The sequence below is a fragment of the Bacillus sp. (in: firmicutes) genome, assembly GCA_017656295.1.
Lineage (GTDB): Bacteria > Bacillota > Bacilli > Bacillales > JACDOC01 > JACDOC01.
In genome coordinates, this window is record JACDOC010000001.1 from 247,405 (window position 1) to 259,396 (window position 11,992).

An 11,992-nucleotide genomic window follows, 5' to 3' on the forward strand; every position below is an offset into this window, starting at 1 on the left:
AATACTTTTTCTAGTTATCGAGCATACGAGCAACCTCGATGATAAAAAGGAAATAAATCATAAATGGCGAAATAATTACTTAAGACAAGGTCTAAATAAACGTTTGTTTAATCCAAGATATAAATAAACGTTTGTTTAAATAAAGGGAGGCTTTCCATTGATGAAAAATGAGGAGAGACAGATGCAACAATTAGTGACGAATTATTTCTCCGAACAACAAGAAAGGCAAGTGAACGATCGTCTTCGCACTTCGCTTCTTTTATTAAAAAATCAAGAGAAAATTCGGCAAGATCCCACCCATTATTATAATGAAGAAAGTGATATAAAAGACATTCAAACCTATTATAAAGATGTTAGCCATCCAAATAAATCTGCGACGGAATTGTTTCACCTTTTTCATGAACTAGTCAAAACAACGCATAAAAACCAATTACCTTATTCCATCAGTAAAGACCGCTATTTATATCCATGGGTCGATTTGCAACCGGATGGATCGGTGAAAAGTATTTATTCTGGGGAAAAAGAGGATCCGCAAAAGCTCATTCAGGAAGACTTTTTAACGAATCAAAAAAGGTATGTCCAATTCCAATCCCTTTTAAAACAAGTGAAAAAGAAGGACTCTACCTTATTGAAAAAAATGAAAATTATTGATAGGGAACTAAAGTATAATACAGAACATATTGTTCCCCAATCTTGGTTTCATGCACGTGAACCAATGAAAGGCGATTTGCATCATTTATTTGTCTGCCATCCTACTTGCAATTCAAGAAGGTCCAATTACCCCTATGCTGACTTTTCTTTTTATCAACCCGAATTACCAACAGAAAAAATCCGCAATCATTGTGGGATCGTCATGGACGGACGCTTCGAACCTGAATACGGAAAAGGCGCCGCTGCTCGAGCGATGCTGTACTTTCTTTTACGCTACCCAAAGGCCATCAAAAAAAGCTTCTTAGAACAAATCGATCTTCGTTTACTCATCCAATGGCATGAAGCATTCCCTGTCACCATCTATGAAAAACACCGCAACCAAGCCATTTATCACATTCAAGGAAACCGTAACCCGTTTATTGATTTTCCAGATTTGGTACATGAAATTCATTTCTAAGTCAACAAACCGATATTTCTATTATGATGGGAGTTATGCTTTTGATAAAAAAAGAACGTAAAATTCCTCTTATTCTCCAAAAATATGAAGCTTTGCTACGAAGGCTTCCGGCAGCTCATCCGAAACGGGAACTGATTGAAAAAGAGCTATCGAAAAGACGTGCAGGATATGAAGGAGAGAAGTCAATCGACTACTATCTAAATGAGATTTCGAAGGATCGTTACTTTATTTTTCATGATCTGCGGCTACCGATAGGCGATTCCTTTGTTCAAGTTGATATGGTATTACTATCCGCATCCTACCTGCTGATTCTCGAAGTGAAAAATATAAAAGGGACCCTTTACTTAGATCCTTATATTCAACTGCTTCGAGTGATTGATTCAGAAGAAGAAGCGTTTCCGGATCCGATTTTACAAACGGAACGGCAACAGAAGAAGTTAATTTCATGGCTTACCTCTTACCAGTTACCGATGCTTCCTATCGAGTTTCTCATTGTGATTAGCGATTCTCAAAACCGCTCCTCCCCATAAAAGGATTCCCCCAATGGTCATCCGTGCCGCCCATTTACCTCACAAAATCGAAGCCTTTGAAAAAATGTACCGGGAAGAGAAAATAACTAGAAAAGAAATGAACAAAATCTCCCGTCTTTTTCTCAAACAACATACCTCGCTCAATAGTGATGTTTTATCGGTCTTTCACCTATCAAAGGATGACATCCTAACAGGTGTCCACTGCCCGAACTGTTATACACTGCCTAATTTGAAACATACGCACCGCAATCGCTGGACATGTTCCAAGTGTCATACGATTCATCCTGATGCCCACATCGCTGCATTACGCGACTTTGCACTTTTACTTGGAACGACCATTACTAATCGAGAGTGTAGGCGGTTTTTGCATTTAACTTCTGTACCGTCAGCAGCAAAACTGTTAGCAGCAATGAATCTCGATTATACTGGCACATTCCGTGATCTAAAATATGTTTTGCCTCTCATTGAATAAGGAAGGTGAGTCATTGTGAACGGAAAGAAAATTATGTCTAACAGAAAGAAAAATATTCGGAACTGAAAGAATTGCATTAAACGGAAAGTAATTTAGGTCAAACGTAAAGTAAAATTAGCGGAACGTAAAGTAAATTGCATTAAACGTAAAGTAAATTTTCTCGAACTGAAAGTAATTACGTCAAACAGAAAGAGAAATTGACTTATAGTAGCGCTCGCCGCCGAATGGCATTAATCTACTGCTGGGACGTTCGGCATCAATCTCAAATGTTGGCGTCGATAGTTTCGAGATCTGTATATGGCTCATGACGAAACGAAAGGGGAACACGTAGGCGTCCCCTTTTTTTGTTTATCGTGGAAAATAAAGGTTCTATTTGGTGAAAAAAGAACTACACAACAAAAATCAGATATTTCTTGAAAATACTAAAAATTATCTATATCATTTCTTTCATTAATTAAAGTATATTTAATAATGCGAAATGAAGAACGCCTTCATCGAGTACACGTTCTTCATTTGAAAAAGGCAAATCTATCGAAAGGTAGAGACGCAAAGTTACAGACCTACGGTGGTAACACTATGGTGGCTGGACTGCTGAAGAATGGAGAACTACTCGAAATGAGTAGATTCAAAATTCTTCCGATCAAAAAAATTTGTATTGGAGGAATTGTTATGTTTAAACATGTACGGAATGTCCTTACGACAAGTGTCCTTGCGACAGCTTTTACCTTTTATTTAGGAACGGGTCAAGCTCTAGCCGAAAGCGATGAGCAACCGACAGAACCGCAAACCACACAGGAAGAGCAAATATTAGAACAACCGACAACAGATGAAACGGTGGTAGAATCAACACCGGAAGAAGCGGAGTCTTCCTCAGAAGAAGCAACCGAAGAGGAACAAGCACCAGAGGATGAAGGAAGTAACGAAGAGCCAGCAGCTGAAGAAACTGGTGATATGACTAATGAAGAACCTGCCCCAGAAGCCGAGCCAATTACTGAACAAGAAGAGGGAACCGAAACTCCTTCCCTTTTACCGGGTGACTTTTTCTATTTTGTAAAAATCCTTCTTGAAAATGTGCAACTAGCGTTAACATTTGATGAGGTGAAAGAAGCAGAATTACTCGTATCTTTTGCCCAAGAGCGGATTCAAGAAGCCGAGGCCCTGATTGCGAACGGTGAAGAAGAATTAGCGAAAGAAGTGCTAGAAAAAGCGATTGAGCAACAAGAACAAGCCCTAGCGAAATATGAAGAGGCTGAGTCTGATTCTGAAGAGGAGACGGACGCTTCATCTGAAAATGAAACCGACACTACCAATGAAGAAGAGGCCGAGGAGCAACCACCTGCTTCCGACGATTCCATTCGCCAAGCGCTTGAAGAAAAATTCACTGCGAACATCTTAGCTTTAACGGCAGCTCTTGAAAAAGTTGAAAATCCTCGAGCAAAAGAAGCTCTTCAAAAGAATATTGAAAAGGCTCAAAAGAAGTTAGAGAAGAAAATCAATAAAAAATTGGCTAAGCTCCAAGAAAAAGAATGGAAAGCCGATCAACAACGTGAGGAACTGTCAGAGAAACTAGCATCTGGCGAGATGACTCAAGAAGAATATGACAAAAAACTAGCTGAAATGAACGAAGAGTTAGTTGAAGAGCAAGAAGAACTGCGGAAGGAATTCGAAAAAGAATCAGATAAAGTTGTAGGAAAAGTCCTCGAAAAGGCAAATAGCAAACATAAAGGCAATAAAGAGAACGAACAAAATCAAGAAAAAGTTAATGAAAACGAGGACAAAGAATCTGTTCGTCAAGTAGCTGTAAACATGAACGCAGAATCAAGTCAAAAAGCAGTAGAAAAACAACGTGAGGCGAAACACAAAGATAAACAACGTGAAGAAGAAAAACGCCGTGAGCACAGAAACAAAGACCGTGAAGAAGCGAAAGAACAGAATAAAAGATTAGAGAAAAATGAAGCACATAAAGAAGAAAATGACAAAGCAGAACCAAAAAAAGTCGATAAACATACAGAACAGAAAGAAAACGTAGACCACCATAAACAAAAAGAATCCGACAAAAAAGATCATAAGGAAAAACATGAAGAACGAAAGAATGAGAACAGAGGGAAAGACAAAAAAGAGGACGATGATGACCAAGATTAATATATAAGAGATCAAGAGAAAAAAGAACTACCGAATCACTTAAATATATTTAGAGAAAAAATAAAAAATATAAGATAAAAAACGCTTGGATATTCATTTAACGGGTTCGAGTTAGAGTACAAAAATCTAATTAGGATAACGGTTCCCGGTTCGTTAGGTAAATGTTACTTCTTTCGCAAAAAAAAGGCATTGTTTTTTAACAATGCCTTTTTACTTATGTTGAACTAATGCACTCGTAAAACAAGAAATGAACAATAAGTGAGTTACTCTAATAATTTGTACTAGTAATTTTTAAGTCTTCCATCAACCAGGAAAAAAAGGATGGAACTGATTATAGCGTATACAATTGGTAATTTTGTATACGGATTACCCATCTCACTCTTTTCCGAATACATAACAAAAAGTATGGAAGGACGGCAAGACCTATTGTTAGAAAAAAAAGATGTATATAAAGCAGCTAAGGCATTTCGCTTAAACAATTCATCACCTTCTCTGTGTTCGTTATTTATAATTTCGTTCTAAAAAATAATATTGACATTTAAATAAAAATACAATAATGGTTTGGTAGCACTCCAAGCATAATTTTACGAATATTTTAAAATATAACAATTCCAATTATAATAAATAACAGAATTTATCTGAAGGAGATCATCATGAGAGCAATTAAGCTTCATACGAAAATGGCGTTGTTTATTTGTTTGCTCTTGTTAATAGTGTTAGGGATCTTAGGATCTTATTTTACCCATATGATCTCTGAAACGTTGGAAGAACAAACAGGGAAAAGGGCGTTACATGTTGCGACAACGGTTGCTGAGATGCCAGCGATTCGCGAGGCATTTAGTTTAGAGAATCCATCTTCTGTGATTCAACCGATTGCTGAAGATGTGCGCATCAAAACCGGAGCCGAATTTGTCGTTGTCGGAAATAAAGATAGTATTCGCTATTCCCATCCGATTCCTGAGCGGATTGGGAAAAAGATGGTTGGTGGGGATAACGATCGTGCGCTAATAAAAGGCGAGTCGTACGTATCCAAAGCGGTCGGTTCTCTTGGTCCATCTTTACGAGGGAAAGCGCCGATTTTTGACGAAAAAGGAGAAGTCATTGGCATTGTGTCGGTTGGCTTTCTTTTAGAAGACATTGAAACGATCGAAAAGCACTATCAATTCAAAGTGATGTTTCTTGTTGTTTTCGTCCTCACAATTGGAGCAATCGGTTCTTTTTACATTTCCAAAGGGTTTAAAAAGGCGATTTTTGGACTGGAACCTCATGAGATTGCGAGTCTATTTGTTGAAAAACACGCCATTTTAGAATCTGTTCGTGAAGGGATTATTGCCATTAATAACAGCGGGAACATTACGATGGTTAACCAACAAGCTTATGACATTCTCGGGATGGACCGGAAGAAAAATTGGATTGGTCAATCGATTCATGAAGTAATACCAAACTCACGTATGGTAGAAGTGCTCCAAACGAAAGAAAGTCATTTTGACGAAGAACTCAAGATTGGAAACAACGAACTCATTGTCAATCGGGTACCCATTTTTAATGGCGATGACATCATAGGAGTCGTATCTAGTTTTCGGAAAAAAACAGAAATTGACCAACTGACGAAAGAATTAACCCAAGTTCACCGATTCGCTGAAGCATTACGCTCTCAAACGCATGAATATTCGAATAAACTAAACACCATCTCAGGACTCATACAACTTGGTTCTTATCAAGAAGCGCTCGATTTTATACATAAAGAAACTGTAGAATATCAAACGATCATTCAACAGTTAATGCGAACGGTTCCAGATACGATGATTGCCGCTATTATTCTAGGAAAATATAACCGGGCCCACGAGTTAAAAATCGACTTGCAGATAGATGAAGAGAGCAGTATGAAAGACATCCCACCCCATATCCATCGCGAGAAGCTTGTCACCATCATTGGAAACTTACTTGATAACGCCTTTGACGCCGTGTTAGCCGCAAATAAAAAAGAAAAAACGGTTCATTTATTTATGACGGATATCGGGGACGATTTGATTTTTGAAGTCGAGGACTCCGGGAACGGCATACCGGAAGAGTTGATCGATCAAATTTTTCAAAAAGGTGTGAGCACGAAAAAAGGGGAAGGAAGAGGTATGGGGCTATATTTAGCCAACCAAGCCGCTCACTATTTAAATGGGTACATTACGGTTGAGAACAGTCCTCAAGGAGGGGCCGTTTTTACCGTCGTCATTCCGAAAAGGGGGAAAGAGCATGAGTAACGTCCAAGTACTCATTGTGGAAGATGATATGAAAATATCAGAAATTAATCGTCGCTTTACGGAAAAAGTAGAAGGATTTGAAGTATGCGGAGTGGCGTCGTCGATTGATGAAGCGAAAGAGGTCATCGCTATTCTTGAGCCAGACCTCTTGTTACTTGATGTGTATTTTCCCGATGGGGACGGAATCGATTTTTTATGGTATATTCGACAACATTACCGAGACGTTGATGTGATTTTAATTACGGCAGCGAAGGAAGTGGATCGAGTAGAAGCAGCGATTCGCGGCGGAGTGTTTGACTTTTTAATTAAACCGATTATTTTTAAACGACTCCAGCAAACATTAGAAAAATACCGTGAATATCGAAATAATCTCCAAACAATGAAAGAAGTCAACCAACATCAAGTCGATCGCTTATTGCATCGTATGAAGGAAGAAGAAGTGAACGAATCGGTCGTTCCTAAAGGGATTGATCCATTAACGTTAAAAAAAGTACAACAGCATCTATTACGGTTTTCCGATGGAGTTACTGCGGAAGAATTAGGTCAATACGTGGGTGTGAGTCGAACCACCGCTCGCCGTTATTTAGAATATCTCGTCTCGACAGGAGCGGTACGTGCCGACCTCACGTATGGTAGTGTCGGCAGACCTGAACGAAGATATATTTCCTTACAATTTAAGGGATCATAAGTTCGAGAAGTGGAGCGTGCTGCTGCGCACCATAGGTATCTCGTTCTCCAGGCGCTCCTGAGGAAATGGTTCGTTTGATTGTAAATTTAATCGCATAGGCTTGGTCAAAATAGACAAGTTCGACAATGTCCTCTAGATGGATTTGATAGAGGTTCGCAATCGTTTCTTTCGTAATTACATTGGACGTTTTTACTCGTTCGTAGGAGGGCTGGTCTGGAAAAATCATATCAAATGTTATTTCAAACGGTCCGGCATTTTTACTACGAACAACTTGAGCGAGGTCTTTTAAAGGTTGTTTACTCATGACTTTCTCCTTCCCAAGGTGATACGTTTAATCGTAAAAAGTTCGAGAGGGTCATCGACAGCAACTGTATGATAAATCGAGAACTCAAACACTTGCCCTGCTGAAAATTCTGGAGGTGCAAAAGGAAGTGCTAAATTTCCGGCGGTAGATACTCTTCCTTCATAATCGATATGCATCAACACGGACCGGGCGTAGGCACAAATACTATCTGCTAATTCTTGCGTTGGTGCCACGACTTCGATCACGATTCCGACCTCCAGTGGCTCAGATGATGTTTTCTCCCAAGGGCCCATCACCCCATTGAGTCCATAATATTTAAAATAAAGTTTCGCTTCGCTGGACTCAATTTCAGGAAAATAGTCGGCGACATCCATTTTCACTTTTTCAATAATGGTTTCCAGTTGATGGATGAAGAAAGGATCGCGAACGCCTGCAACGAGTACTGTTCGATAACCTGAAGGTCGAACCCCCTCTAATTTAATCTCGTATTGGGACGAAGGAATAAATTGACTACCTGTGACACGAACGGTTCGCTCATCTTCTTGCGAAAATTTGCACTGTGATAAATCAAGGATACCCCCTGGACCTGGTAGAAGGTAGGGATGAGATTTTTCATACAACGTATGTGCAGCTACGGATTGGATGGTACATTTTCGGCTCGGATGTAACGGACGAACTAAAAAGTGGTCATCGCGGATCATACCAATCATGCCGTCTTTAGCCGTCCCTGGTGTGGCAGCGATTGCCCCGCACTCCAAAATTTTTCCCATATGCCAGCTGAGACCAGGGTCCATTCTATAGAAAAGGGGAAGAGCAGCCGTCATCACCGGGTCATACGTTCGGCCACCTACGATGATGTCGACTCCTTCTTTTAAGGCCTCTAAATACGGTTCTACGCCCATTTGTCCTACTAGGGCGGTTGTATCTTGAATCGCCTGTTCGGTTAAAAGAGGAGCGGAACCGACCGACGTGACTTTTCCTTGTTCCCATTTGGTCATTAACCATTCCTTGGACACATCTGCGTAAATGGCTGCAATCGTTAGCTCTATATTTTCTTCTTCAGCAATTTCTTTTAATATATCCACCGTCCATTGAACACGAAGGTTGGCGCCTGAACCTCCAGCTGATCCGATGAGAAGGGGGATGTTGTGCTTTTTTGCAGCTATCACAAGAGGCTTTAAGTCTTTTTTCGTAGCATAACGACTTACACCTCCTACCCCCATCCCCAACCGGTGCGGGCCACCATCTGTTGAGCCCGCATCCACACTAATTGCATGGGGATGTTGTGCTAGTCCGTATTCTAAAGATTCGATCGGATAGCCGTATCCAAGCATTCCTTGAGGGGAGAGAATTCGAATTTCTTTCATTTTACATCTCCTTCTCTCGGCCTTGGTTATGAATTTCTGTTCGTTTGCTTAACCGTTGACGAATCAACGGGATGACTAGCGATAGGAAAGAAAGAATTAACAAGATAATTGTAATTTTACTTTCAAAAAAGATCGTGTAACGTCCGTTAGAGATGGTAAGGGCTTGACGAAACGCTTGTTCCATCATGCCGCCTAAAATGAACGCCAAAATAAACGGTGGTGCTGGAAACGAGAAAATTCTCATCAAATACCCTAACACGCCAAAAGCGACTAGCAAGTATAAGTCAAACGTGTTAAAACTTACGGCGTACACACCGATTAAACAGAACACAATGATGAGCGAAATAAGCATCGGTTTTGGAATGTATAAAATACGAGAGATATAAGGAATGAGCGGTAAATTTAAAATTAATAAAAAGATATTTCCGATATACATACTGGCAATGACTCCCCAAAACACATCCGGGTGGTCTTGTAACATCAATGGACCTGGTTGCACGCCCACAACTAATAAGGCACCTAGTAAAACGGCTGTCGTTCCTGACCCTGGAATACCGAGAGTTAATAATGGAACAAAAGCACCGCTCGTGGCGGCATTATTGGATGCTTCAGGTGCTGCTAGTCCTTTTAAATTTCCTTTTCCGAAAGTAGAGGAATCTTTAGCTAATCGTTTTTCAGTTAGATAAGACATAAAAGATGCAATGGTTGCACCCGCACCAGGGAGGACGCCAAGTATAAAGCCGAGAACCGAGTGCCGTGCGATCGGACCAGAAATTTCTTTTGCTTCTTTTTTCGAAATTTTTAACTCACCCACATTGGAATCTTTTCCAAAGTTGTGTTGCTTTCGCGTCAGAATTAACGAACAAACTTCCGCTAACGCAAACAAACCGAGGGCAATGATGAGAAAATCGATGCCTTCAAGTAAATTCGGAGTTCCAAACGTAAAGCGCTGCGTTCCTGTTTGCTGATCCATTCCGATTGTAGCCACGATTAATCCGAGAGTCGCTGAAATCAGCGCTTTGATGGTTGAACCTTCCGACAAACTAGCAATGGCCGTTAGTCCAAGAAGCATGAGAGCAAAATATTCAGTTGGTCCAAATGTAATCGCGAAATCGGCCATTACTGGGGCGACAAGCATTAAGGCAACGACGCTGATCGTACCACCGCAAAAGGAGGCAATCGCAGCAATCGCCAATGCTTTTCCCGCTTTTCCTTGCTTCGCTAACGGGTATCCGTCAAAAGCGGTAGCGACTGTCCCCGAAATACCTGGAGCATTTAATAGAATAGAAGAAGTCGATCCACCAAACACCGCACCGTAATACACACCAGCCATTAAAATTAACGCCGAAGCTGGTTCCATTCCATAGCTAAGCGGAATCATGATGGCAATCGCACTGATTGGGCCAAGACCAGGCAGCATACCAATGATGGTACCGACAAAAACACCAATAAAAGCAAATAAAATATTTTGAAAGGTTAATGCGACTTTAAAACCATAGAGAATGCTATCTAAGTAGTCCATAGGCTTCCTCCTTTAGAATGGCAAGATGCCTTGCGGTAAATAAATGCTGAGTAAGTAATTAAAAGAAAAGTAGACGGTGAATGTAAACAAAACCGCTACGAGACTATTCACTTTCCAGTTTTGATAACCTAAAAGTCTTGTAGTCACGAGCAAAAAGGCGATGGTCGTTAACACAAACCCTACCCATTCTAATAGCCAAATATAAAGTAAAATCATCCCTAATATGGTCAAAAGAATAGTGAGTTCTTCTTTCTTTAAGTTTCTCTTTTCTTTTTCTGCTTCGGTTTCTGGTTTATTTTCAATAAATAATGCAATGGATAACACAATTAATAAAAAGCCTAAGCCTTTCGGAAGGACGTCTGAATCCACAATCGCATAAGGGAATTCTGGTAATTGGTAACTCAAATACAAATAGAATACCGCGAACAGAAGTAAAATCACTGATATCTTCCGGTTCGTTGAATGAAGGAACACGATCAACACCTTCTTTCTTTTAAAAATAGGAGAATGGAGGATAGATGAACCATCCTCCTTTGTATAAATGTAGTATACGGTTATTTAGCTAAACCGATTTCTTCCATGAGCTCTTTCATAATGGCGTATTCTTTATCCAGATGTTCTTTAAACTCTTCACTAGACATAAAGTTGTCTTTCCAACCGAAGTTGTCACGCTGCTCTTTCCACGTATCTGTTTCCATCATCTGTTTAATTGCAGTTTCGTAATATTTTACCGCTGCAGGGTCCATATTAGGTGGCCCCATAAAGCCGCGCCATACGATAAATTCATCGTCAATGCCTTGTTCTTTGAGGGTTGGGAATTCGGATATCGTTTCACCTTCGAGACGTTCCGGTGCCGTAATCGCTAAAACTTTCACTTTTCCTGCTCGAGCTTGTTCGGTCGCTTCGGCTAAACCGGTAGAGTATACATCGACCTTTCCGCCAAGCAGCATGCTCATTCCGTTTCCATCTTGGGCAGACACATATTTTAATTGTTTAACGTCAACTCCTGCTGCTTTCACGGCTTTTACAAATTGCAAATGATCCATACTTCCTGGAGCCGAATCTCCAACAATGGATACGGATTTCGGATCTTTCTTTAACGCTTCGACTAAATCATTCATGTTATCAAATGGTGAATCTGCACTTACGATAAAGGCTGCATAATCGGCAATGACTCCCGCAATTGGAGTAAAATCGTTATGACCTAAGTCCGATTGACCATTGAGTGGAACGAATAAAATAGGTGGTGACGTTACAAATAGGGTATGATTGTCTCCTTTTTTACCATGGACATATGCCCAACCGACAGCACCTCCACCGCCTGGTTTATTCACAACCGCCATCCGTTGATCAATGATTTTTTCCTCTTGCAGAACTTTAGCTACCGTGCGTGCTGTCGTGTCCCAACCACCGCCAGGACCCGCAGGAGCAATCACTTCAATTGGTTTTTGTGGTTTAAAATCCCCATTGTTCCCGTTATTTGATGCGGTCTCACTATTTCCGCTACAAGCTGCTAGCATCATAACCATGAAAGCAGCCATTAAACATGCCAACCGTTTCATGAAAAAACCCCCTTTGCTTATTGGAATCGTTTTCATCATAAC

The 11,992-nt window shown here is 40.4% G+C and carries 11 protein-coding genes and 1 riboswitch; of the genes, 6 read left to right on the forward strand and 5 right to left on the reverse strand.

Annotated features, from left to right (window positions below; genetic code table 11):
- Positions 1 to 181 precede the first annotated feature (181 nt).
- From H0Z31_01225 to H0Z31_01250, 6 genes are all read left to right on the forward strand, one after another.
- Positions 182 to 1,108, forward strand: coding sequence for an endonuclease (locus H0Z31_01225; protein ID MBO8176058.1), 927 nt, complete (start codon positions 182 to 184; stop codon positions 1,106 to 1,108).
- Positions 1,109 to 1,149: 41 nt separating this feature from the next.
- A complete protein-coding gene (locus tag H0Z31_01230; GenBank protein ID MBO8176059.1) occupies positions 1,150 to 1,638 on the forward strand; it encodes an NERD domain-containing protein in 489 nt (162 codons plus the stop codon).
- 13 nt (positions 1,639 to 1,651) lie between these two features.
- Positions 1,652 to 2,110 carry a hypothetical protein gene (locus tag H0Z31_01235; protein MBO8176060.1) on the forward strand — a complete coding sequence of 153 codons (459 nt, stop codon included), beginning with the start codon at positions 1,652 to 1,654 and terminating at the stop codon, positions 2,108 to 2,110.
- Between the two features lie 511 nt (positions 2,111 to 2,621).
- Positions 2,622 to 2,706: riboswitch (cyclic di-GMP riboswitch) on the forward strand.
- 73 nt (positions 2,707 to 2,779) lie between these two features.
- The gene (locus H0Z31_01240) at positions 2,780 to 4,252 is read left to right on the forward strand and encodes a hypothetical protein (protein MBO8176061.1); all 1,473 of its coding nucleotides are present in this window, start codon (positions 2,780 to 2,782) and stop codon (positions 4,250 to 4,252) included.
- A gap of 653 nt (positions 4,253 to 4,905) precedes the next feature.
- Positions 4,906 to 6,507 (forward strand): sensor histidine kinase, encoded by a 1,602-nt coding sequence (locus H0Z31_01245; protein MBO8176062.1) that lies wholly within the window; start codon positions 4,906 to 4,908, stop codon positions 6,505 to 6,507.
- The gene (locus tag H0Z31_01250; GenBank protein MBO8176063.1) at positions 6,500 to 7,195 is read left to right on the forward strand and encodes a response regulator; all 696 of its coding nucleotides are present in this window, start codon (positions 6,500 to 6,502) and stop codon (positions 7,193 to 7,195) included. Before H0Z31_01245 ends, H0Z31_01250 begins: the two co-directional genes overlap by 8 nt.
- Here the strand turns inward: H0Z31_01250 and H0Z31_01255 are convergent.
- From H0Z31_01255 to H0Z31_01275, 5 genes are all read right to left on the reverse strand, one after another.
- The gene (locus H0Z31_01255) at positions 7,182 to 7,499 is read right to left on the reverse strand and encodes a DUF4387 domain-containing protein (GenBank protein MBO8176064.1); all 318 of its coding nucleotides are present in this window, start codon (positions 7,497 to 7,499) and stop codon (positions 7,182 to 7,184) included. The two genes, H0Z31_01250 and H0Z31_01255, sit on opposite strands and share 14 nt — an antisense overlap.
- Entirely contained in the window at positions 7,496 to 8,866 is a 1,371-nt protein-coding gene (locus tag H0Z31_01260) for an acyclic terpene utilization AtuA family protein (protein ID MBO8176065.1), read from the reverse strand. The genes H0Z31_01255 and H0Z31_01260 overlap by 4 nt, the downstream gene beginning before the upstream one ends.
- A gap of 1 nt (position 8,867) precedes the next feature.
- A complete protein-coding gene (locus tag H0Z31_01265) occupies positions 8,868 to 10,388 on the reverse strand; it encodes a tripartite tricarboxylate transporter permease (protein MBO8176066.1) in 1,521 nt (506 codons plus the stop codon).
- Positions 10,389 to 10,400: 12 nt separating this feature from the next.
- Positions 10,401 to 10,862 carry a tripartite tricarboxylate transporter TctB family protein gene (locus H0Z31_01270; protein MBO8176067.1) on the reverse strand — a complete coding sequence of 154 codons (462 nt, stop codon included), beginning with the start codon at positions 10,860 to 10,862 and terminating at the stop codon, positions 10,401 to 10,403.
- A gap of 80 nt (positions 10,863 to 10,942) precedes the next feature.
- Positions 10,943 to 11,950: a tripartite tricarboxylate transporter substrate binding protein gene (locus tag H0Z31_01275; protein MBO8176068.1), complete on the reverse strand. Its 1,008-nt coding sequence runs from the start codon at positions 11,948 to 11,950 to the stop codon at positions 10,943 to 10,945.
- Positions 11,951 to 11,992: the final 42 nt, after the last annotated feature.

Excerpts from the sequence above, each read along its gene's own strand:
- H0Z31_01225 (MBO8176058.1), top strand. The coding sequence starts at position 182 with ATGCAACAATTAGTGACGAATTATTTCTCCGAACAACAAGAAAGGCAA.
- H0Z31_01235 (MBO8176060.1), top strand. The coding sequence starts at position 1,652 with ATGGTCATCCGTGCCGCCCATTTACCTCACAAAATCGAAGCCTTTGAA.
- H0Z31_01240 (MBO8176061.1), top strand. The coding sequence starts at position 2,780 with ATGTTTAAACATGTACGGAATGTCCTTACGACAAGTGTCCTTGCGACA.
- H0Z31_01245 (MBO8176062.1), top strand. The coding sequence starts at position 4,906 with ATGAGAGCAATTAAGCTTCATACGAAAATGGCGTTGTTTATTTGTTTG.
- H0Z31_01250 (MBO8176063.1), top strand. The coding sequence starts at position 6,500 with ATGAGTAACGTCCAAGTACTCATTGTGGAAGATGATATGAAAATATCA.
- H0Z31_01255 (MBO8176064.1), bottom strand. The coding sequence starts at position 7,499 with ATGAGTAAACAACCTTTAAAAGACCTCGCTCAAGTTGTTCGTAGTAAA.
- H0Z31_01260 (MBO8176065.1), bottom strand. The coding sequence starts at position 8,866 with ATGAAAGAAATTCGAATTCTCTCCCCTCAAGGAATGCTTGGATACGGC.
- H0Z31_01265 (MBO8176066.1), bottom strand. The coding sequence starts at position 10,388 with ATGGACTACTTAGATAGCATTCTCTATGGTTTTAAAGTCGCATTAACC.
- H0Z31_01275 (MBO8176068.1), bottom strand. The coding sequence starts at position 11,950 with ATGAAACGGTTGGCATGTTTAATGGCTGCTTTCATGGTTATGATGCTA.